Genomic DNA, 23,195 nt, shown 5'->3' with positions numbered 1-23,195 from the left:
GATTCCGCGCGACCGCAATGGCGAGTTCAAGCAACAGACTGTTCCTGCTTATAGACGGACGAATGACACGTTAGAGGAGACCGTCATTCACCTCTTCCGAAAAGGTATTACCATGTCGGAAATCGCAGACTTGATTGAGAAAATGTATGGGCATCACTACACGCCCCAAACCATGTCCAATATAACAAAATCATTTACAGAAGAGGTAACGGCGTTTAAAGGACGGGAGCTTCATGACCGTTATGCTGCTATTTATATGGACGCAACGTATATTCCGTTAAAGCGGAAAACCGTCGCCAAGGAAGCTATTCATATCGCAGTTGGCATTCGCCCGGACGGATCAAAGGAAGTATTGAGCTATGCGATTGCACCGACTGAATCCATCATGATTTGGGAGGAAATTTTATTGGACCTTCAAGAGCGCGGTTTGAAAAATGTCCTCCTGTTCATCACGGATGGCTTAAAGGGGATGGTAGGAGCGATTAGTCGGTTCTATCCCAAAGCTCGTTTTCAACATTGTTGTGTACACGTTTCCCGTAATATCAGTCACAAAGTGCGTGTCGATGATCGTAAGGAAGTCTGTGATGATTTTAAAATGATGTATCAAGCCTCATCTAAAGAGGTGGCGTTGGAAGCACGTGGTGCTTTTGCGGAAAAATGGAAAACTAGCTATCCAAAAGGGGTTGAATCGATTCTTTCGAACGATCACTTGCTCACTTTCTATGATTTCCCCTTGGCCATACGCAAGAGTATTTATTCTACGAACCTGATTGAATCCTTTAATAAGCAAATCAAGAAATACAGCCACCGCAAGGAACAGTTCCAAAACGAAGAGTCGCTGGAACGTTTCTTAGTCTCGTCTTTTGATACTTACAACCAAAAATTCCTAGGTCGCAGTCATAAAGGCTTTCAACAGGCCGAAGGCGAACTTGAACAAATGCTAAGCCAACTGATTGAGAATTAGAAACAATCTGCAGTAGGGAAGAATCATTTACACAAAATTATTGACGCTCCCACAAGTTTACAATGATTCATTCTTTCCTTGTTTTTTATATTCTCCTTAAAAAATTATTCTCCATTAATAATTTTCCAATTTTCTTCTTTGTTTAACAATAGATTGTATTGAAAACTATTTGTCACCTTTTCAATTTCATTTAGGTATTTTACTACGATTTTTACTTGTACCGAACCGTCCTTTTCAAGATAAATAGGATTGGTTATTTCTACAAATCTAAGATCGCTACTAACTTGGCTCATAGATTCATTTTCACTATAATACTCTAGCTCTTTTTCAGAAGCAGTTGGATAAAGTTTGAAAAATGTCTCTAGAAACTCAGTAATTTCTTGCGTTGTTTTTGCATCAATGTCAGAATCACTTTCTACTTGTTTTACTTCATATTTTGCCTTACCTGGCTTACTAATCATAGTTGGTAAACTCGTCACTATATGATTTTCTTTTTCATCTTCAAATATCTTCACTCGATACGCAGAAGAAATTTGTTCTGACTTTTTCCCTTCTGTAATCTTTTGGTCTACTAAAAATGAAACGACAAAATCTTTCGAACGTTTTTCAACATCTAGAATTTTTACTGAGTTTACTTCTGAACTAGTGGGAATATCTACTCGAACCATATCTTGACTCAAAGCAAGGCCTTCTTCTGTAAGGTACTGTCCAAGATTACTCATTCTCTTTTCAATTACTTCCTTGTTATTCTTCCATGAAAAGTATTCTTTCACAAAATTCTTTGTAAAACTTTCAACTCCAGAAGTATTTATTACTTTTTCTTTTACAACCATTTTTACGTGAGTTGTATGCTGATCAATGGCGGTGAAATTTTTGTAGATACCAAAAGCAAGACTACATGACAGTAAAAGCCAAAGGGCAAGCACCATTTTTCGATGCTTGCCCACTGAAATTGTCCGCTCTTTTTTCTTTTTTGACATCTTTTCCTTTTGAATCCGTTCAATTTTTATCTTCATTATTTTTCCTCTTTTCTCTTAATTGTATCGGCCGGCTCCAATCAGATGCTGCTGCCAATAGCTTTCTGTAAGATTCGTCCAACCCACTGGATTTCCTGCGTGAAACATGCGATTCTCTCCTGCATAAATACCTACATGAGTCACATAAGTACCGGCATCATAGGTTGAGTGAAAGAAAATTAAATCACCAGGTTTGGCATCTTTTAAGTCAATATGAGTCATGACATCATACTGATCTTGAGCCACCCGGGGAAGTTTCAGACCAACTTTGGCATAACACCACTGGGTCAATCCACTACAATCAAAACCCGTTGCGGGACTCGAACCGCCAAATACGTAGGCAGTACCTTCATACTTAAAAGCCTCGTCAAAAATCCCTTGGACTGTTTTATCATCAAACTGTGTCGTGGTCAGGTATTGCTTCACTAATAGGCAATAAAACATATTGCCATAGTTATAGCGCCACCCGCCATTTTCTTTAATCGCTATTGGGTTGGGGTAGTCTACTTTTTGACCACCCGATTTTTCCTTTGAAAATGATTCGGCTAAAGTAAAACTATGCTTCTTCCCGTTTTTTGCGACATAATTCAAATAGCCGCCACCATAGTTATAGGCTTGAATAATACTATCTTGATCACACCCTAGTTCTTTGGAGCTCTTAACCAAGGAAGCAAAATAAATACATCCCTGCTTGATAGATGCTTCGGTACTTAATGAATTTGGTGGTAAACCCGCAGACTCAGAACTTTGCATGACGTCCTCCATTGTGCCACCAGATTCAACTTGGATGATTGCCAAAAGAATTGGTACATAGTCTAATATGTCCGATTCTTTAGCATATTTTTCAACCATTGAGCGATGTTTCAAGACTTCTTCTGAGACACTATTGCCACCAGGAGAAATACCAGAAGTACCACTCCCCTCACTATCTTCCCCAAACAATAAGCTTACACACATCAAGATGCCCATAAAAGAGAGCATCAACATGGTTAACGAAATGACACTCAATTCTTTTAAATTCATTTTTTATCACCCGACTTTGGTTTTGGACGAGCCTTCATTATTCTTTGTACTTTTTGATTGGCTCTCTTCGGAAGAGTAGATCGTTGCTTAACTTGCTGGAAAGAATTTTTCTTACTTAATAGTTGGTTATTCTCTCTCGCAACCAAATTCTGTTTAACAAGTCTTCTCCTTACCTCAGAATTCGGTTTTACCATCACAATCCGTTTTGGAAGTTCATTTTTCAGTATCCTATCCTTCTGAGGTTTTGGATCCTCTTTTATCGAAACATTACTTCTTCTTTTTCCATGACGGTCTGTTACTTCGCCCAAGTTTTTTCGCTTTTCATCCATTTTCTCATCTCTGCGTTGTCGTTGTTTGTCTCGCAGCTTCTCTCGATCTGCTTTTTCTTGAACAAGCCCTCGCTTAAATTCTTTCGGTGCTTTTTTCGTCTTTTCCAGACCTTTATGGAGGATGTATTTCAAGTTGGTCGGCGTATTCCGTACCTGATCCTTTACTTGTTTTGCCTTATCTTTCACCAAAGCCTGGGTATCCAGAACTTTGCCTATTTTTCTCCCAGTCAAATTCATTCGGGATTGTTTCTTATTATTTGAAATTGGATTCTCCTTAGCCGAGTCTGAGGATACCTCGCGATCGTTAGGTAATCGTGAATTCTTTCGTAGAGAAGAACCTGCTGGCTTAAATTTGGGTTTTGATTGTTCCTTTGCCAACTTATTCCCAACTGCTGCAGCACCGCCAAAAGCCAGAGTTCGGCCCACATTTCGATTGAGTTGCCGCAATTTACGGTTCATCAACATTTGCGGTCTTCGCATGACCCGTCTGCCCATTGACTGACTGTCATTACTCTGAAGGTTGAACATACTCATAATGTCACCCAATTTGAAATAGATACCGGCAAAGGTCACAATTTGTAGAAAAGCTACCATAAAGAAGGGATAGGTAGCCGAAATATTGAAAAACATCGTAGAAATACTGAATGCAGTCGTAATCACCAAGGTGACACCCGCTCGCATCATAATCGTATTGAATAAACGAATAATCGCCATCTTGCCCAAACTCTCATAAGTCGGCAACATGGACAATAAGAAACTAATTGGCAGAAACATCGCAAAGATAATGAAGAGAATTTGCGAGAACAACATAATCCCTGTTAGAAGAAAAACAAAGAAGGAAATGCCAATATTGAACAATACCAAAAAGACCACGATCCCTAAACGGTTCATGGTCTTGGTAATACTGAGATTCGCATTGTCATTGTCTTCAATCTCTGCCTTGACCGCTTCTTCCCGATCTTTGCCTTTGTTTTCATCTGGACTCACAGATAGAATCTTGTTGACCCGGTCTTCACCAATTTCTTCTATGTTGGAATCATCAAATTGCAGTAGTAACCAAGGTTGTTGGACTTGAATCGAAAACAAACTATCCCGAATCAAATCCACACTATCTTTTCCTTGGCTTTCTGAATTGGGTACAACGATCTCGGTTCCAAGGGTAAGGGCCGCTTCACTAACATCTGAGCTAAAGTCATTGATTTTTGTGATATAGGTAGGCGCATAAGCAATGAACGAACCCGATAGTAGAAAAATCATCACAAAATTAATCACGGCTCGAACTGCTTTCGTGGTTTCTCGTTTTAATAATCCGGTATACGCCACATACACCCCCAGAGCTAAAATCATCAATAATAGAAACCCAAAATAAAATCCGGAGGTCTGGAGTCCATTTTCAGTAATATCAGCCAATGTTTGGATATTCTTTCCAATACTTTCAGCCGTATCCGAAATGAAATCTAATTTATAGGCTTCTTGAACCACATAACCCGTGGCGTTCGACAAATACAAACTCACCGTCCAAATGAAATTAGTAATGGCATAAAGACCATACATCACGCTTTTCCCTAAGCCATCACCCCAATTCCAAGGCAACCAATCCCAAGAGCTATCCACAAAGAAATCTAGTTGATAGTTGTTCAGTGAATATTTGGAATATAGATTTCCTGATTCAACTGTATCATCAACTAGCCCTGTCGCCTCGGCTACCGTACCAACTAAACTCAATAGAACTATCAGAGTGAGTATGCTAATAAAAACGATTCCCACAATCCGAAAAAGTTTCTTTTTCATCCCCTCACTCCATTCTCTCTTGAACAGGTGGACGGGTATCAAAGGCATGGAAGAGTTCTTCAAAGACTGGATGTACCTGAACCACGCCTACCCGACCATACAAATCCTGCATCAAGCATTGGCCGTTTTCCAAATCTCGTAGGCGTTTTTGATTACTTTCATCTTCTTGATCCAACCCAAAAAATTCCAAAGTCTTCTTGATTTCATGAATATCGGTACTACGAAAAGCAAATTTCAATCCGATATTATTCTTCAAGCGTTCATCCAGTAAATCGTCACTATTTTGCGTGACAAAGTAAACACCGGCATTCATGGCCCGACCAGCACGAACGAGCTTATTTGAAAGGGTCTTTCCTTGAGCCACTTGAAGAAAACTCCAAGCCTCATCCAGGTCCACAATCTTGAAGATTTCTCGATTACTATGGATAAAATCCAAGGCAAACGTGGAAATGACGATTAGCATAGAGACACTTAGCAACTCCATCGTGGTATATTCTTCAAAAGTGGTTTCTGCATCTGGTAAAACCAAATCCGCTACTTGAATGATATTCAACTGCTTATCTAAACTAATTGATTGGGTAATCGAACCATCTGAGAAAAGCAAATGGGCAAAATCATAATCGGTAAAGGACTCGATATGATCGGCGATATTTTCCGCGACTGGAGAGTTCTCCTTTCGAAGCTCATTAATGACTTGCAGCAATCCTCGTTGATCACTTTGGGTAACCGTCCGAATGGCTTTGCGCAATACTGGAAACTTCTCCCCATCCCGACTGGAAATTCCTGTTAAAAAAGTCAGGATATCAATTGCTAAACTTTCTGAATCTTTCTTTTTCTTCATAATCACATAAGGATCAAGTAAGCCTTGATTTTCTGGTTTACTAGTCAAGTTGAGAATATTGATTTCATCCGCAATTTCTGGCAAGTTTTCTTTCCAACCACCTCGTTCTCCTTTTGGATCGACAATCACAGCTTGGCCACCAAAAAGAACAGCATAGTAGACCAAGAGATTGTTACTAAAGGATTTTCCGCCACCGAGTGAACCAAGGAACGCAGCAGCCAAAGCATTGGTAACTGAACCCTTGACCCCTTGTGAAGCTAATGCCGGTTTCAGGTAAACATTCCGCCCCGTATCTACATTGTAGCCAAAGTAGATGCCTTCTAATTCCCCTAGCTTTTGAGTAGCCCCAAAACCAAGTCCCGCTAAAAAGTCAGAAGTAACATATTGGATATAATCGTTCATATAGCGTTTGCTTGAGGGCAAGAATTCTTCATGTAGCCCCATCATATCGCCAAAGGGTCGGACTAGTTTTACATTAGTATCATCATAAAAATCGAACACTTCATCACAACGGCGTTTTAATTCATCCACGGATTCCGCACTCACTCGAACTACATAACTTAATTTGTACATCGACTCCTTGGATTGATCCAAGGTAGTTTCCAACTCATTTACTGAATCCAAAGCATCTAAGACATTGGAATTTGTCTCATTATCGGATTGGTAGGCATGGTTGTCTAAATCTTTCAGTTCTTTTTTCTTATTGCGAACAGTGGCAAGAGCTTTTTTATTGGTCACAATCTCCACATTCATTGAAGTATCAATGGGAAAAGTGAATTGTTGTTGCTGGTAATAAAAAAGTTCTGAAGAAGGAAACTCCATCTCCCCTACAATCGTATTGATTGTCAAATAGGCTACATACGATTCATGATTTTCATGTTCCATGCGTAAGTACCGAGGATTTTCTTCAATCAAGCAACGACTAGGATGTAATAAATCATAACGTTTCACCAGCGTTTCTGATTTTAGCTTTTTCTTTGGTAGCTGAAATTCATATTCTTCAAACGGTGTGCCTTTTTCGCCATAAATATGTTCAATTAAATACGTCAGATCACTCGGTGTGACCCGTCTGACTTTGAATCTTCTAGCCAATTTACTTTCCATTAGTTTTTCAAGCTTGGTATATCGGCGAATTTCTTCATTGGATAAGGAAACAAAATCACCCATCAAATGATGGTTCACCCCATAGACAAATTCTTGAAGCCCAGAAAGGAAAGATTTCTTGAGACTCTTTAAATTGACCTCTTCATCTGTTGCAATTAGTTTAAAGCCAATAAAAAAGCGATAATCAATCTGACTATCGCCAATCATAGATACTAATGCATCTGTTTGAAGGTCAATTCGTTGTTTCGCGACTTCTTTGAGTCTGCCTGTAATTTCCTTTTTTGATCGTTCTTGCGTGGCACGAATACTACTTTCTGTGGCAATTTGTAAGGCATGGATCTTGCCTTCACGATTCTGAGCAATCAATTGACGAAAGTTATCGTGCACTTGATACTTCTGTTCAGGCGATAAGAAGGAATAGTTATAAGGCACAAGTTCATAGTAGGCAAAACATTCTCCCTCTTGATTAAAGACAAGATTATTTTCAACATACTTAATCGGGTACATAGTTCACACTCCTTACTAGAGTGATGGGTTCATCCCATCGTTTCTTCTGTTCTTTGACCTTCTTTCCTGCAAAAGTGACCTTAAACCGTAAGTGATAACTGAGAAAGGATCGTAAAAATCCCAGTGGTTTCTTACCATCAAAGGTTTTTTGCGACATGAACCAAGTGACCACCACCGGTATGCCTAAGTATTTTAAAAAGGCCCCCTCTATCATAGATAGCGGAGGCACATGGGCAAAAACGATGACAAACAGCAAGGACAAAACAAACCAAGCCATCTGATTAAAGGTCACAGGAAAAGGTAGCTGAAAGTCATTGATTGCATAAATGACCTTTTCAACTGCCCAGATACTGGTGTAGCTTTTTATTTTTTTCATATTCAATCGGCTCACTTTCTAATATAATATAAACATCATGCTTAATTTTTTATGGAGGTATATATGCAAAACTTAATAACAATGGCAAGTGGAACACTTAACGAAGTTTACTCGGGAACTGAGATTGCAACTTTATTTGCTGAATATGGAGCAGAATTTAACTCTTCTGTTCCCTTTATTTCGACTCCCTTTCCGAACTTTACTTCTAAGGCTACCGCGATTCAAAATAATTTACAATCTTTCACAGAAGAACAGCAATTTAAAATTATAAAAGAGCTTTGTGAAAGTGTGCTTGCTCAAAATCCAGCAAATAAAGACGTTGCTAAGATTTTAAAACTGTTACTAAAAAATTATGGTTCAGTTTATTCTAATGATAAAATAGATAGAAATATCATCAATGAAACTAACACTTGGTTGACTGCTTCCTCAAGAGCAAAAGAAGAATTTGAAAAAGCCATACAGTCTTACGACAACAGCATCTATAACCGTTATACTTTAGACAGTATCAGGCTGGCCTTTGAGTTTTTTATGCAGGATATTTTAAAAAACTCAAAGTCTTTAGAAAACCAGCCTATCGAAGGAGAACTCCTGCCCTTATTGAGAAAAAAGGGCATTCCAAAAGAAATAATCAATTTGGTCCGTTTAATTATTAAAGGACTTATAAGCTATCAAAATGAAAATGTTAAACATAGTCAAACATTCACTGACCTAGAAGTAGAATTTGTTATAGAACAAACTAGTATTCTTATGAAGCTATTCGCAAAAATTGAAAAGATAGAAAATGAGAGCTGATAAAAATCAACTCTCTTTTGCATCACTGAACCTTTTTCTCTTTTCATACTTTCGAAATAGATACTCACATAAAATCATTGCTGAGTTCGCAGTAAGGATAGCTTCTTCTTCATTAATTACAATCCTCCTGGAGCCCTGAGCATGGGCATCACCTTGACTATTCCTCATCTCAAGAATTTTGTCTGACAAAGTGTTTAGAGCACCAACTAAAGCTTTTATTCTTTTATCCATATCTTTGTCAATTTTTATATTTAGTCTTTCAAAGGCTTGATTTCTTAAGTCTTTAGACCTTACAGTATTATTATCAATGCTTTTTCCTTTTGTGTTCTCAATGATATATTTCAAGACTTCATCAATCATAGTGTTTGATTTTGTTAAAACAGAATCGAAATCTTTATTTTGAATATCCTTACTTATACGAGTAGGAAGTTGTTGAATATACTCTAAATTCACTTCTTTCGAAAACTTAGTACCATTAAGCAATCTTGCACTATCTTTCTTATGATATGCCTCTTCAATCAATAGAGTCACAAGTGGATTCATTTTAGGTGACTTATATGAACTTGGATTTTCAAATTGGCGAATAGAAGCAATTTGCTTCATAGTTTCATTTAATGAGTATATTAATTTGAACTTTAGGTGATCACTAATATCCTCTGAGACAAGAAATTCTTTGAAGGAATTTCCTTTAGAGCCACCAAATCTTTCTTGAATTCCAAATCCAACTATTTTCTTAGTATATAGGTCCCATTCAAGATTATTGAATTCCAATATATATCCAGGAGATCCGTCTGAAAAATAATTTGCAAGCTGTTTTGCCTCATCAATATTCACCACTTCCACTCCTTTGAAATACTACTCGATATTTTCTATTGTAGTATCTTTAAGGGCAGTATTCAATATACTCTCACTCACATAGCTCAAAGACCCCACGACTCGTAACCAAATAATTCCCTTCAATTTCTAAATCTCGACCATAAGCCTCATAGTCAATATAATTTTGTAAATGAGTAGGAACTTCACCTAAAGCGCCTGCTTCCTCAATCAAGTAATACGCTAAATCACTCATGTCATTACAATCTGGATAATAAACAATATTATCCAGATGCTCCACCATTTCTTCAAATGAATTGAAGAAAGCGTGTTGAATCTCTGAAGCAACCTCACCAATCGGCGTTCCTTCAAGCTCTTCCGCTAAACCACACAACCGATTAATCTCTTCAATTGGTGTATACTCATCAATCTCAAAAGGAAGTTCATAATCATGAATCGCATATTCCTCATATTCATTATTTAATCCAATTCGTTCTTTTATCTCATCAAAATCAACAGGTGGTGTAAACCAAGCACCAACTAATTCGCCTTCGTTATATCGACCTAAGTTCGCAATATAAACACGCATCTGTTCCATCGTGACTCCTCCTTACGCACCGACGATTCGATTGAATAAATTGAGTAAGACATCTTTTACACCAGAAGCATTAAAGACCAGACCTACCGCAATCAAGGCAATCACCAGGAAGCCAATCAATTTAGAAAACTCCCGCTTAAATCCTAAAAACAAACCAATGACCACAATTGCCAGTAAGACTAAGGATTGGGCATTGGTTAGAAACCATTGATACAAATTTTGTCCGAAATTCATCTTGTCACTTTCCTCGTAATATATATTTTGAAGAAACTTTCATTCCTTCAATCGCCCTTAGGGGCTATTCCTAATATGTTTAAATAAAATAACGATTACTACTTGGATACTGTAGGATATTCCTGAATAATAAGTCTTGGAAAGGACTTACGGGAAGACGCTATCACCTTCTGCAGTTTTACTGCGACAGAAAGTCTGTGACCCGAACCGTTGGTATAACCTCCAACACACTAGCTGAGTCCATTGACCTCTACCAATCCTAGTAGAGATTGGGTGGCTTAGAGGTTTAATGAATGAAACTCTATTATGCGAGGCTGTCGTTAGACAACGTGATTCTGGGATATCCCACAGTACCCAAGCAATTTCCGAATAATCAATGAAAGGAGGTCCTTCCACATGAAACTATTTGTCGGTTTAGACGTTAGTTCTGAAAAATTAGATGCTTGCTTTATGACAGACGATTCAACTTGCTCTGTTTTAAAAGAAGCATCTTATGGAAATAGTCAACTTGGCGCAAGCCAGATCAAAGAATACATTATCGAATTTTCTCAAAAATTTGAGATAGAGAGCTTAGTGATTGGAATGGAGGCCACATCTTTATATAGCTTTCATCCAGCTATGTTTTTTAAAGAAGATCTTGAGTTAAATCAATTGAACCTTATGGTTTCAGTTGAACAACCAAATAAAATTAAAAAGTATCGTGATATTTTTGAAGAAAACAAAAACGATCAAATTGATGCTTTTTATATCGCTGACTATTTTCGCATCCAAAGGCAAGTCAACTCCATCATTAAAGAGGAAGAATACCTTGCCCTCCAACACTTAACTAGAACGCGTTATCAGCTAATTAAACAGCTGGTTCGTACAAAGCAACACTTTATCGAAAACATTTATTATAAATGCAACACGCTTTCTAAAGAACTAAAAGCAGAAGGTGGATCCGTTTTAAGTGCCACATTAGTAACTCTAATGACGGAAGATTACACAATGGACCAACTTGCCGAACTGTCATTAGAAGAGTTTGCGAACCTAATTCAAAAACTAGGGAAGTATCGTTTTAAAAATCCCGAAGGAATTGCAAAGGCAATTTCTAAAGCCATACGTAGTTCCTACCGGTTAGGAAAAGTCCATCAGGACTCTGTAGATATTGTTTTGGGTGTTCTAGCCAAAGAAATTCGTAGTCTTGAAAAGTTAATTAAAGACTTAGACAAAGCCATTGACGATTTAGTCGTTGTGCTACCTGAATATCAATGTTTAACCAGTATTCCAGGAATCGGTCCTGTTTATGCTGCGGGTATACTCGCTGAAATTGGCCCTATCAATCGCTTTTCAGATGAAAGCAAATTGGCTAAATATGCCGGTTTATATTGGCGACAGAACCAATCAGGTAACTCTGAGTATGAAAATACTCCTATGGCCAAACGAGGCAATCGTTATCTCCGTTATTATCTAGTTGAAGCCACCAACTCCGTAAGGAGATACGAGCCTGAGTACCATGCGTATTATAAGAAAAAATACGCTGAAACACCCAAGCATAAACACAAACGAGCCATCGTACTAACCGCAAGAAAATTTACGCGTCTGGTGGATACGCTACTACGTAACCATCAACTCTATATGCCACCAAGGAGCGTGATAGATAAATAACAGTATGTTATTGACGCTAATCCTTGGAAGTACCCGAAAAAATTTTTAATTTTGGTCGGGTTTAGTTCAGTGCGCTTCAAAAATTAACTACCTTTAAAAATCTTTTGAAAAATTATCTTGACTTATTACCACTAGACTTTCTTTTCCATTGCTTGGTTCGCCGCTACACTTGCATGCATCAAGCACATCACGGTAACACTAAGCATGCTGCCACCAAATGCCAATAACATATCTTTTACACTTCCTACCACAATTCCTCTTTTCATATAATCAAGTTTTCGATTGCCATACTTTGTTGTTCCAAAATCTTTTTATGCCGGTCTGATAAGCGCGCATTCTGTACCATATCCTGGATATAGGTTGTCTGATTCAACCGATCCAACTCCTTGGCCATCTTCCACGTAGGGGCGACTTGTCTACCTAGCCAATTTAAGGTTCGTTCAATGGTATACGGTTTCGGCTCAGAAGTCAGTTGTATCTCTTTCCGATTCCGTCCAATAAAACGCCCCCATTGTTCATTTAATGGCCAGTTAGTTCGCCTTTTGCCTTCTACTTTATCCGCAAATCGCAAGTAACGATTGATAATGGAAAACGTGGTACTTTCAATGCTACGACCCTTTAACAAATCTTGAATTGCATGATAGGCACGGTCATTTTTTAGTCGAATCTCAAAGCGATTTTTCGTTTCAGTTTTGTCTAATGGAATCCCTAGCTTGATATATTGTTCATAATCTTTTTCGTACAAACAAAAATAAACTTCACTTTTGAGACTGCCAATGTATAAGGTATTCCCCATACCATCCTTTTCATCAGCTTTCAACAGCTCCCCCGAACGGTAACTTTTAAAGGTACGAAACAAGGAAATACATTCTTCCTTCTGACATTTTTTCGTTAAATCAGGAATATCCAATAGCCCTACTAGATCATTGATTGCCAAATCTAAGCGTTTCATTACGCCACCGGCTTTTAGACAATCTTCGAAAAAGTCGTACCAGCTACGCTTTTGGGCGAGTAAAAAAGTTTCAAACTGCCGACAACCACGACCCTTTAATTCCAAAAGAACTCCTTTATCTTCTTCATGAGACAACATCACCACAATATCGCCCATGACATATTGTTCTTGATAGGAGTAAAAGGCGTAATCTTCGTGGAGCATATAATCAAATTTCAGGTGGAGAATCTCTTGAATGATTTTCCGTGCATCCGTTGTGGGGAAACGAATCCTTACATAGTCAAACAGTAACGATAAAGGTAAATCGGGATTAAAACTTTCCAGTTGGTTAAAAATTTTTCTCATGGTTTTTGTAGAGGCAGTTACGCCACCGTTTTCTATCTGATTTAAATAGGGTCGACTAAGCCCACAAGCGGTAGCTAATTTATTTTGCGAAATACCATATTCATTGCGACGATCTTTTAATAACCGATAATCTAAATTCCGTTGTACCAAGTTCTCACCTCCAAATTCAAGGTGTTAACTTTTTCAAATGAGTTAACACCTATGCAAATTACTTAATATCCTTGCTACACCAGCAATTCTTAATCGTTGCTTGCTTATTTCTTGTGTTTTTGTACCCCCCTGTTAGATGCGGGGGGTGAGACATCATGGCCGGCTAGCGCCGTCCATGAACAGGCACAGGACCACGGACGATTTCTGCTTCGCAAATCCTCCGCGGTCAGTGCCTATCAGTTGAGTTGCTGATTGTGATTTCCTTTCCTTCCATATCTACTTTCATTGCATAGAAAAAAACCAAGAACATTTTTGCTCTTGGCTTCTACAACTATTCTCATTTCATATTTATTTTTCTTTATCCAAACCAATCAATTCACGTTGTTTTCGGTTGGATTCATCTGCTACAAATTTAAAGACTGTCTTCAGCTCTTTCGCAGAAGCATTCTTTTGTAATGTGGAAAAGTTACGGTTATACTTTTCCATAATTTCCTCAACTTTTTCTTTCTCAGTCATGTAGCTCTTCCTCCAATATTTCTTTTGTATAACTGATTGGCAATGTCAACTCAACATTATCAATATCCATCAGAAAATCAGAAATCGTATTTTGAAAGTCCTTCACTAAGATATTGATTGTCACTTGATCTTGAAATTTGCTCTTTCACACGCATCAAATTTTTTCGTGATTGGAAAAAAGCATTGATAAAACGCTCTTTAGAAACAAAACGCCCTTCAACCACTTCTCATTTTTTGGTAAAATCCCAAGCAATAAATGGATCTTGATAAACATAATAGACAAGCACATTGTAATTCTTTTTCAGTGCCCGTTCAATATTTTGTTTTACCTTAGAGGTCGCAAAAGTAGCATCAAGAATAAAACTATAGCCTTTTTTAAGAACTAAATCGAGAGCTGCATCTACCAAGAGTGATGATCCTCGTTGAAATTCATCTGAATTATTCCCAACATAACCTGGAAATAATACACGAAACTTATCAGCATCAATCACACAAAGATTACTATTTAATACCGTTAAAGTTTGGGCAGCCTCAGTCTTGCCAGCCCCAGGACTTCCAGCCATAAAAATGGCAGTTTTTTCCTCTTCTTTTTCTTTTCCATCAATAACAGAAGAAATAATTTCCTTCTTGTTCTCCTTGGCATATTGTAAAGAATCATCCTCTGTCATTTTTATTGCACCTCCCTGACACCTTCAAAGCTAGTTTATCATACTTTTAACCCGATGAACTAGTAGATTAAATTTTTCTGTATCTGTCATTTTTCTTTTGATTGTGCTACTTGTTTGATGGATTCTAAGAAATCATACCCTTTTGGCACAAGTGGCGTATAAAACTCACTAATCACACTCCCTCCAGTATCCACATAGCCTCGACCTTTGATGCGTTTCATAAAGAAATTTTTATCAACTTCTCCAAACATCATGGAATACCCGAGTTCACTCATACGACCCAAAGCCACTCGGAAGTTAAATTGATCGCGAATCCCGTCTCCTAAATATTTTGCATCCGGTCTTTGACAAGCCAGAATTAGAAAGAAACCAGACTGACGACCCAACATCACGATTTGTTTGAGCTTATTTAAAATCACCGCACTTTCTTTCGTCGTTAACATTTATAACGATAGGTAAGAATTTGATATAATCTCCATCTTTTCCCCCGCTCCACACCGTACGTGAGCCTTTCACCTCATACGGCGTTCCATCTATTTATTTTCTATTGAATGTTTTGCAGATTACACATTTTTCGATAAAGGTTGATTTTTGCTATTTGCTCTGGCAGCAGTTTCAGTTCATTGACGTAGTGATCGATTATCATTTTATTTGTGGTATGGATCAAAAGATGGATATCCTTATGAATAATTCTCAAGTTATCAAATTTGTCGTCTCCACCAAGACTTTTTGGTAAATAGTGATGACAGTGAACGGCTTTTGCTGGCAAAAACTGTTTTGTAATCTCACACTTGCCTGATTTCATTGAGTAACGAGATATTCTATTATCTAAATACTCAACCATTCTATTCAGTATTTTCGATTCCATCAATTTTCTTAATTCTTGGTATACAAGAGACTGTAAGCTTTTGTGCTCCAACCTTTGACGACCAAACGGGGTAAACGGTGTATCTTCCGTATTAAATCCGTAAATTGTTTTTGTAGATACGTCGCAAAGAGGGTACAAATAGACTCCGGCTACTTTATACGTTTTCATCGTTGTCGAGTAAAACTTTTTGTAAGTAGGGGAAGCTTTGTTGGGATAACATCTTGTACTACAATTTGATAATCGGTTATACGTAGTGAATGAAAGAACGTAGTTCATCCTATTCAAATCTAAGTTAATATGAGTGGCATACCTGAAATAATTATGAACACCAAGCACTAGAGCATTAAATAGGAGAGCATTTTGTGCTGTAGGGCTCTTTTGAATATCTTTAATTCTTTGTTTAATCTCTTTTTTAATTTGATTTTTCTTTTTGTCAGAAATATGCGAATTACAAACCCATTTTTCCCCTTTTGTTTCACGCAAATGGTGAATCCTAAAAATTCCGATTTGCGTTTACGCAAGTTGACGATTTTAGACTTCTCATTGGAGATATCTAATTTAAGCCTGTCTTTTAGGTAGAGCTTGACAGCGTGGAACCATTTTAATGCGGACGGATAATCATTAGTCATGATTTTAAAATCATCTGCGTACCTGACAATATAGCCTTGCTTTAGATTTGTATCTCTTAAAGCACGAAATTTATTGTAACCTTTCGTATAGGGATACTTTGTTTCAAAGGTATGCCACTGCTTTGAGACCCAATGGTCTAAGTCGTTTAGAACAACATTAGATAATAGTGGAGAAATGATACCTCCTTGGATCGTTCCTTTGCTCGAAATACCTTCTCCCTGAATGGGTGATTTCAGAGATTTTGAAAGAATAGCTAAGACTCGTTTGTCACAAATTCCTATATTCCATAATTGTTTTATCAGTAAACGGTGATTTACATTATCAAAGAAACCCTTGATATCAATGTCTACTGCATAGTGCATCTTACTGATGTTTATGAGATACATAATGCGACCTAGAGCATGTTTTGCACTTCTCAATGGTCTGAACCCGTAACTATGTTCATAAAACTTTGCTTCACATATTGGCTCCAGTACCTGCTTGAACATCTGTTGGATAATTCGATCAATCATGCATGGAATTCCTAATGGGCGTTTCTCGCCGTTGGGTTTAGGTATCATTACTCGCTTTATGGATTTTGGTTTGTAATTTTCTAACTGACTGAGAATAAGATGTATAAACTCTGCTTGGTTCATTTCCTTATAGTTATCAATTGTGAAGGAGTCCGTTCCTGGTGTCGAAGACCCCTTGTTTGCCTTGATAGTGCGGTATGCTAAAAGAATATTATTTTCAGAAATGATTAACTCGTATAATTGATAAAACTTTTTCCCGTTTTTACTTTGAGTAAATAGCTGATCGAATGTTTCTTGTAGATCGTAATATTCCCAGTAACGTATTTTTGTGTTCAAGCGTGGCACCTCCATAACGGATTTCCCCACGTTCTTACCAGATCCTTGAACTTCATCTGTTTCAACATTCATTGTTATTAAATAGACTTAGGGCTATCCCTCCACGTTTGTTAGACGCTTCATCGGTACTGTGCCCTTACTTTCACAGAAACAAAGCAATTTCGTTATTACTTATATGCACCTATCTAGAAGTAGTCATTTATTTGATAGTTTTCTGCTTACATCGTTCCAATGTTTTTAGCTATCATGTATAACCTTAGGTATCTACTATGAGCCTGTGAAATTATAGCTTCTTCGTTAGCTATCCCGATTTTCATATCATGGAACCTTACTCGTCGGTATTTCACCATACGTCCGTATGTTCCTATCTTTCGACAAGATCAGCCTTTTAGACCCGTACATTCGCAGATTCGTCAGTCATTTTCAGACATTCTTACCATAGTTATCTTTTTCAGCCGCCCGCCCTATAGTCAGCCTTATGCTCAAACACTTAGGCAGATTTCAGACGACTTCACCTAGCTTCATACCAAAACCAATCTACTTCATTGATTAGAGCATGTAGGAGTATTAGCGGAGATGTTTCAGCTCAACTTGAAGGCTTTCATTCCATCTCTCAAAACATTAGTTGTCACTATTGATAATCTCAATAGGCTTCCATTTCACATCTATTCGATGCTTGTAGGAAAACGATTCGCACCCATATAAGCCACGTATTCATCAAAGATTAAAAAGTTTGGTGGAAGTCCAAGATAGGCATAATTTTCTCCTGGTTTGTAGTTGGGCATTTCTTTCATTGCCTTACTACGAGCTATCATGCGTTCATAAAAATCTTCCACACAAGCAGAAATTTCTTCCTTTTGAGAATATACGTGAGGCATCACCGTACCTAAATCAGCTAAATCTGCATTTTTGGGATCGAGGATAAACAATTCTGCATCTGACTTCAATAGTGCTTCGATAATGGTGAGGAGGAAATAGGTCTTCCCCCCACCTGTGCCACCAGCGATTAACATATGGGGTAAAGAATCATAAGCCCATACTTGATTTTTCATCAATCGCAGAGTCCCATTTTCTGCCACTACTTCGTCTATCCCAATTCGATTGGCGATCATATCATACAGTAAAGTATACTCCACATAGGAGTCTTTGAGTTCCTTTTCTACTAACTCACAATACAATCCACTTTCTAGCTTCTTTTCCAACTTCAATAGCTGCTCCTGATATTTCCCTAGTGAAATTTGAACGCGAATAGAAAGTAAACCCTCCTTCATTCGATAATAGATTTTGGGGAAGTAACTGATAGTCTCTCTGGTTCGACTACTATTTAAATCTTTGAAAAAGCCCTCACTTTGAGTTTGTTTCACTTCATACCAATGGTTTTCTAGAATCATCCGAGCTAGTTTTTGCCGATGCCACAAGCTTCGCCAATGATCAGGAAAAAAGTGAATATAAAGCAACAGCATAGCTCCTGAAAAACCGAGACTTCCAAGTAAGCAGATTAACTCCTTCATGGACCAAACAGTTTCAATAGTAGAAAGTGATACCCTAGAAATATCAAATTGTCTAAACTCTTGAAAATAAAAGACACCCATCCAACTGATTAACAAAGCAATTAGCCAGCCAAGAATAAAGTGATAAACCAAATGCTGATCTCTTGCACGTATGCGATGTTCTTTGTACATTTTGATGGTTTCCACCTCCGATCAAAAAACGCCCGATAGGATTTCATTGGGCATTTTCATATAGTTATGCTAGCTATTTATTACTACGGGGAATTGTTTCTTTTCAACCAATTGATTTAAAAAGCCTTCAATGGCATCTGGCATCTCCACACCGATTTCTTCCAAGACGGATTCTGCCTGCCGACATAAGTTTTCATTTACTTCGACAACCATAAAGAAGGACTCTTCTTCTTCTAACCAGTCTTGTACATCAAAGTCGTCTTCACTGTCGCTATTTTCTCCAAGTAAACCTTGATGCATAATCAGAAACATTTTTTCATCATAGGTTAATGCTTTAACGAGTTGTTCCTCAGTTAACTCACCTTTTCCATATTGATCGAGACAATCTAAAATATGTTCAACATTAATTTCCATAATCTTCACCTATTTCTTTCCTTCAATTTGGTTCGTAGAATTTCCTTGATTTGGTTGTCGTTTCAAGACTAAATCGTCTGCCTTAATAAACCAATTGACAGTAGTTCCTTCTCGAAAAACATAATTGGCGACTGTATCCACGATTGGATTGACCAACTCTACCTCTGCATCATAAGCAAACTCGCGTAAGGGCACATTAGCCGGGATACTAACTTGAATCATTCGCCCTTGTGCAGAGGATTTCAAATTATATGTTCGTTCTTTTACCTCATTACTAACCGTTCCATCCTCATTTTGCTTCCGTACTTCTCGGCGTAATGCGGAAAAACGCAACTTTCCAAATGTTAATACTGAATCTACGACAATACCTTCTGTTAATCTCATCTTCTTTTCCTCCTATTCTTTCACTAAATCATCAACATACAACACGTAATCAGTAAACCCACGATTTTCAATCTCATAGCCTTTGGCAACCAAATGGGGATTCACGGCTTTTAGCGGTTGGTCTTGATCAAAATCCTTTTCACCGGCTTCCGCAGCTACTACCACCTCAATATCATCGGCCCGTTGTTTGCTGGAGTATAGATGGTAACTGCGACCAATCACCGTAGTATTCCGTCCATATCCTTCTGTTAAAATTTCTCCTTCACCGGCATAACTTAACTTTCCAAACGTTTCGGCCATATCTGGCACAACAAATTTCAATTCCATCTTCTTTTCCTCTTTTCATTGTTAGTTTTGGATACAAAAATAGCGCGACCACTTTGTTAGGAGGCGGTCGCGCACGTTGGTTCTTAGGATTTACTTGTATCATCTCATCACCTTAGTTACGGCGATTCCAGAAATAATAGCCCGCCGTCGCAAAAATCAAAGTAAAACCAATGAACAGTAAAACATTGGAATTTTTCTCCCCAGTTTGAGGGAATGTCTTCACTGTGGGACTAGATTCTTGATAGCCACTTGGAACAGTTGGTGTTTCCGGTTGTTTCGGCGTACGTGGTGTGGTTGGAACTTTTTTGGGCGTTAAGGTTTGATTTTTTTCTTTTAGATCCTCATTGTGTTTCCCATTGATATTCTCATCTTTATCATAATTGATTTCTGCAAAAGTAAACTTAGTACTTTCTGGAAACTTTCCGGTATCTACTTTTTCCGCAAGCATAGTTTTGGTAAATTCTTTATCATTTACTTCATAATCAATCTTGCCTGATTTCCAAATTTCTTTGTTTGTACCATCCGGTAGTAGTGCATACAGAATTGTTTCGAAAGCCTCTTTTGATCCATCCAGCACATCATGGGTAATCGATACATCATCAAACATATCCACCACATCACCATGAGTAAAGGTCTGAGAACCATCTTCTAGGTGGGCTTTTGTTTGGATGGAAACATGACGTTCCACCGTACAATTAACAGTTTGGGCTTGATTATTCAAGCTAGCATCCTTCGCTACTGGCTCATCGCCTGCTTCAAAAGCTTCCTTGTTTTCATACACATAGTTAAACAAGACGATAGTTTTATCCAAAACTTGTTCGGTCGTTAATTTATGCCGAATTTTCCAAGTACCTGTTTTCTCTTTGTTCGCCAAAGTGGTCGTTGTTTCGGCAATTACCACTGGTTTGGCTTTTTCGTCTTTTTCTTGGGCAGCTTTTGTGGCTTCCACATCAATGGCTTGAGCTACGACATACCAGTCTTCTTTGATTTCATGCAAGTTATATCTCAATTTATCAACTAGCTCGGTAAAATCAAGGGTATTCAATTTTTTATTTCCGTCCTTCCAAGTTGCAAGAGAAGTCAAACTATCTTCTTCCTCAGGCAAATCATAGAGCATCAAACGGTTCAAACTAACAGAAAATGCTTTGTTCGTCAGCTTTTCGTAAGGAACGGTCACCGTTTTAATTGGTTGCTTTTGGCCTTGTTCGGTAATGGTAAAGACATACTCACTCTTCACAAAGTCTTCTTTGTTTTCCTTAAAAGTAGAACGGATTTCTAATGGCGTAATTTTTTGAAATCCTTCTGGCGCTTCTACTTCTTCAAGTAAATAATCCCCATAAGGAAGATTTTCAAACTTTCCGTAGCCATCAAAGCCTAATTGCTCATTATAAGCTGTGATTGCTTCATCTTCAGCACCTGTGATCTCATTGGTCCCTTCTAATGGCGACACTTTAAAGGTTAAGTCATTAAACCCAGTTTCGGCAGTGCCAGCGGCTGATCCGGCAAATTTGAAGAAATCAAACCCAAAACGAATAATCTGTTCTTTTGCCGTAACATCTCGGGTAATCACGGCATTTTTTTCGTTATCATCTACCTTTTTGATAGAAACAGGATACTTCGTTTCATCCAAGGTATATCCTTCAGGTGCTTTGGTTTCTTGCCAGTAGTACTCGTTGATGGCTAAGTGTTTAACGGCAGCTTGATTCTTTTCATCTAAAGCCAGAGTCACTGTTTCATCAGAAGCTTTCGTTCCCTTTACCAATTCTGGTTTAAAAGCTTCACTCCATTTAACCGCTTTTCCATCCTTAGCAGTAAACAAGGTATATTCAGTCCCCTCAAAGACTGCCCTGCCTTGTGTTTTATCTCCAGTATCCTTGTCTTCTTTTATCAGAGTTGTTTCCCCAGTAATTTCTTGGTTTTGCCCTTTGATATTGCTGGTCACAAGGGCCACGGTTTGATTGGCATACTTCAATTCGACTTTTACTGCTTTAAAGGTATTCACGAAGCCATTAGATGCTTTGGTTTCGGTCACGTAGTAAGTTCCCAATTCCAATGCATTAGCAATCTCTTTTGGTGTTTCTGCATGACCTTTTTCATCCGTGGTCATTTCTTGAACAATTTCACCAGTAGGACTGTCCTTGCGAATAGCAAACGTGTTTCCAGCTAAAGAGTAATTGTCGTTCCAAAGATCACTTCCTGTTTCAATCCCGGTTTTATCCAGAATGATTTGACCTTTTTCCCGCGTATTTTTTGAAGTCATAAAAATGGTTTCGCCTGCTTTAATCGTAGCAGTCATGGGTATGGTATCAATCGTATAAGGCGCCGGCACCGATTTTTCGGTAATGGTTACCTTTGTACCATGAGGAATCCCATCCAATGTAGCAATGCCTTCTTTGTCAGTAGTCACGTCTTTTGCAGGTAAAGTTTTTCCAAAGTCTAAATGGAAAACCGTTCCTGGTACAATAGCACCTGATTCTTTATCAACTTTTTTGATTTTTAAAGAACCCTCGGTTTCTACATCAATTTTGACCGTGTAAGTGTTCGGTTTATCAATCGCCCCAGCCATCAGGGTTTGTTGGCCAACCTTTTTATAGGCGACAGGTGTTCCGGTGCCAGCAGATTTCTTAAGCGTCAGCACACCACTTTCTTTTGAACTGGCATTTGGGGTGATTATCAACTGATTGCCATTCACACGATAATCAATGTTTGCGGTATTTTCCACCACTTCATCAAACTCTGACAAATTCAGATTATTCGTATCCGTCATAGTAGTCGATTGCCCTAATACTATTTTAGCCGTACTATTATGGAAGCTTGGTTTCTTCTGATAATCGGCAATGGCTTGATTGATTTTTGCCTCAATGGCTGCGATATTTACGGCACTACCATTCAATCGTTTGATTGAGTGAAGGGTATACCCATTAACTTCTTGCCAGATCATCTTCTGTGCCACAATATGAGTATCTACATCTGTACCGGCTTTTTTCCATAGAACGGAAACTAGTTTCGCTTTCTCTGGCATATCAGGCAATGGATTTTTCTCATAACCCGGCGTGAACTCATTGTCAATTGGGACTCCTGGCTCAATACAGAAAACATCTTGTTTCACGCCGTTGTACACAGCATAATGTGGAACAGTGACTTCTGACATTGGACGACCGTCACTGAAAGTTCCTTCAACAACATATTGATGCGCTAAATCTAATTCAACCGTCACTGTTTGTGGATGAGCAATTTCATCAGCAAAGACAATCATAGGATCAATCGCCCCTACAATTGTTTGACCTAATAAAGCTAAAGCCGCAAACAATCGCCATTTTTTAAATATCGGCTTTATCATAAAATAAAATCCCCTTTCGTTTTTAGGTAATAAAAA

21 protein-coding genes and 2 pseudogenes are annotated in these 23,195 nt (G+C 38.2%); 3 read left to right on the top strand and 20 right to left on the bottom strand.

What is annotated here, in order from left to right; all coding sequences use genetic code 11:
• On the top strand, window positions 1–964 hold a 964-nt coding region (locus KQI94_RS03160; protein ID WP_216454316.1), incomplete at its 5' end, for an IS256-like element ISLgar5 family transposase.
• A 104-nt stretch (window positions 965–1,068) separates the two neighbouring features.
• Here the strand turns inward: KQI94_RS03160 and KQI94_RS03155 are convergent.
• The 5 genes from KQI94_RS03155 to KQI94_RS03135 are packed head-to-tail and all read right to left on the bottom strand — an operon-like array spanning window position 1,069 to window position 7,951.
• Window positions 1,069–1,980, bottom strand: a complete 912-nt coding sequence (locus KQI94_RS03155) for a conjugal transfer protein (RefSeq protein ID WP_002298831.1) — start codon at window positions 1,978–1,980, stop codon at window positions 1,069–1,071.
• An 18-nt stretch (window positions 1,981–1,998) separates the two neighbouring features.
• Window positions 1,999–3,003 (bottom strand): bifunctional lysozyme/C40 family peptidase, encoded by a 1,005-nt coding sequence (locus tag KQI94_RS03150; protein WP_002298830.1) that lies wholly within the window; start codon window positions 3,001–3,003, stop codon window positions 1,999–2,001.
• Window positions 3,000–5,123, bottom strand: a complete 2,124-nt coding sequence (locus KQI94_RS03145) for a transposase (protein ID WP_002330911.1) — start codon at window positions 5,121–5,123, stop codon at window positions 3,000–3,002. Before KQI94_RS03145 ends, KQI94_RS03150 begins: the two co-directional genes overlap by 4 nt.
• 4 nt (window positions 5,124–5,127) lie before the next feature.
• Window positions 5,128–7,575 carry an ATP-binding protein gene (locus KQI94_RS03140; RefSeq protein WP_002330910.1) on the bottom strand — a complete coding sequence of 816 codons (2,448 nt, stop codon included), beginning with the start codon at window positions 7,573–7,575 and terminating at the stop codon, window positions 5,128–5,130.
• Window positions 7,562–7,951: a conjugal transfer protein gene (locus KQI94_RS03135; protein WP_002298826.1), complete on the bottom strand. Its 390-nt coding sequence runs from the start codon at window positions 7,949–7,951 to the stop codon at window positions 7,562–7,564. Before KQI94_RS03135 ends, KQI94_RS03140 begins: the two co-directional genes overlap by 14 nt.
• A 51-nt stretch (window positions 7,952–8,002) precedes the next feature.
• On the opposite strand from KQI94_RS03135, the gene KQI94_RS03130 reads away from it, so the two are divergent.
• On the top strand, window positions 8,003–8,743 hold the full coding sequence (locus KQI94_RS03130) for a hypothetical protein (RefSeq protein ID WP_002383098.1): 741 nt from the start codon (window positions 8,003–8,005) through the stop codon (window positions 8,741–8,743).
• Window positions 8,744–8,749: 6 nt separating this feature from the next.
• Here KQI94_RS03130 and KQI94_RS16755 read toward each other — a convergent pair whose 3' ends face one another.
• The 3 genes from KQI94_RS16755 to KQI94_RS03115 all read right to left on the bottom strand — a co-directional run bounded on the left by KQI94_RS16755 (window position 8,750) and on the right by KQI94_RS03115 (window position 10,388).
• The gene (locus KQI94_RS16755) at window positions 8,750–9,586 is read right to left on the bottom strand and encodes an abortive infection family protein (protein ID WP_002360078.1); all 837 of its coding nucleotides are present in this window, start codon (window positions 9,584–9,586) and stop codon (window positions 8,750–8,752) included.
• Window positions 9,587–9,650: 64 nt separating this feature from the next.
• Window positions 9,651–10,154, bottom strand: a complete 504-nt coding sequence (locus KQI94_RS03120; protein WP_002369218.1) for an antirestriction protein ArdA — start codon at window positions 10,152–10,154, stop codon at window positions 9,651–9,653.
• A 12-nt stretch (window positions 10,155–10,166) separates the two neighbouring features.
• Window positions 10,167–10,388, bottom strand: a complete 222-nt coding sequence (locus KQI94_RS03115; protein ID WP_002298822.1) for a hypothetical protein — start codon at window positions 10,386–10,388, stop codon at window positions 10,167–10,169.
• Between the two features lie 396 nt (window positions 10,389–10,784).
• On the opposite strand from KQI94_RS03115, the gene KQI94_RS03110 reads away from it, so the two are divergent.
• Window positions 10,785–12,035 carry an IS110 family transposase gene (locus KQI94_RS03110; RefSeq protein WP_216454315.1) on the top strand — a complete coding sequence of 417 codons (1,251 nt, stop codon included), beginning with the start codon at window positions 10,785–10,787 and terminating at the stop codon, window positions 12,033–12,035.
• A gap of 131 nt (window positions 12,036–12,166) precedes the next feature.
• On the opposite strand, the gene KQI94_RS03105 is transcribed toward KQI94_RS03110, so the two are convergent.
• The 12 genes and pseudogenes from KQI94_RS03105 to fss3 all read right to left on the bottom strand — a co-directional run bounded on the left by KQI94_RS03105 (window position 12,167) and on the right by fss3 (window position 23,159).
• Complete coding sequence (locus KQI94_RS03105; RefSeq protein ID WP_002330905.1) at window positions 12,167–12,301, bottom strand: DUF3789 domain-containing protein; 135 nt, start codon at window positions 12,299–12,301, stop codon at window positions 12,167–12,169.
• Window positions 12,298–13,482 (bottom strand): MobT family relaxase, encoded by a 1,185-nt coding sequence (gene mobT, locus KQI94_RS03100; RefSeq protein ID WP_002360076.1) that lies wholly within the window; start codon window positions 13,480–13,482, stop codon window positions 12,298–12,300. Before mobT ends, KQI94_RS03105 begins: the two co-directional genes overlap by 4 nt.
• Before the next feature lie 348 nt (window positions 13,483–13,830).
• The gene (locus KQI94_RS03095; protein WP_002298811.1) at window positions 13,831–13,998 is read right to left on the bottom strand and encodes a hypothetical protein; all 168 of its coding nucleotides are present in this window, start codon (window positions 13,996–13,998) and stop codon (window positions 13,831–13,833) included.
• Window positions 13,991–14,666 (bottom strand): annotated as a pseudogene (locus KQI94_RS03090) (zeta toxin family protein). Before KQI94_RS03090 ends, KQI94_RS03095 begins: the two are co-directional and overlap by 8 nt.
• 86 nt (window positions 14,667–14,752) lie before the next feature.
• A pseudogene (locus KQI94_RS03085) lies at window positions 14,753–15,139 on the bottom strand (ATP-binding protein); the annotation flags it as partial.
• Window positions 15,140–15,210: 71 nt separating this feature from the next.
• On the bottom strand, window positions 15,211–15,702 hold the full coding sequence (locus tag KQI94_RS16480; protein ID WP_002384398.1) for an HNH endonuclease signature motif containing protein: 492 nt from the start codon (window positions 15,700–15,702) through the stop codon (window positions 15,211–15,213).
• A gap of 167 nt (window positions 15,703–15,869) precedes the next feature.
• Window positions 15,870–17,084 carry a reverse transcriptase domain-containing protein gene (locus KQI94_RS16475; RefSeq protein WP_002330904.1) on the bottom strand — a complete coding sequence of 405 codons (1,215 nt, stop codon included), beginning with the start codon at window positions 17,082–17,084 and terminating at the stop codon, window positions 15,870–15,872.
• A 593-nt stretch (window positions 17,085–17,677) separates the two neighbouring features.
• Window positions 17,678–18,694, bottom strand: a complete 1,017-nt coding sequence (locus KQI94_RS03075; RefSeq protein WP_002298803.1) for an FtsK/SpoIIIE domain-containing protein — start codon at window positions 18,692–18,694, stop codon at window positions 17,678–17,680.
• A gap of 69 nt (window positions 18,695–18,763) precedes the next feature.
• A complete protein-coding gene (locus KQI94_RS03070; RefSeq protein ID WP_002369217.1) occupies window positions 18,764–19,108 on the bottom strand; it encodes a hypothetical protein in 345 nt (114 codons plus the stop codon).
• A 9-nt stretch (window positions 19,109–19,117) separates the two neighbouring features.
• Window positions 19,118–19,492, bottom strand: coding sequence for a YdcP family protein (locus KQI94_RS03065; RefSeq protein WP_002298800.1), 375 nt, complete (start codon window positions 19,490–19,492; stop codon window positions 19,118–19,120).
• Window positions 19,493–19,504: 12 nt separating this feature from the next.
• Window positions 19,505–19,819 carry a YdcP family protein gene (locus tag KQI94_RS03060; protein WP_002298798.1) on the bottom strand — a complete coding sequence of 105 codons (315 nt, stop codon included), beginning with the start codon at window positions 19,817–19,819 and terminating at the stop codon, window positions 19,505–19,507.
• A gap of 112 nt (window positions 19,820–19,931) precedes the next feature.
• A complete protein-coding gene (gene fss3 / locus KQI94_RS03055) occupies window positions 19,932–23,159 on the bottom strand; it encodes a fibrinogen-binding MSCRAMM adhesin Fss3 (protein ID WP_002369215.1) in 3,228 nt (1,075 codons plus the stop codon).
• Window positions 23,160–23,195: the final 36 nt, after the last annotated feature.

The sequence above is a fragment of the Enterococcus sp. S183_ASV_20 genome, from assembly GCF_018919685.1.
In the GTDB taxonomy this organism is placed as follows: domain Bacteria; phylum Bacillota; class Bacilli; order Lactobacillales; family Enterococcaceae; genus Enterococcus; species Enterococcus faecalis.
The sequence above is the reverse complement of the archived record's forward strand: the minus strand, read 5'-3'. Positions and strand labels throughout refer to the sequence as shown.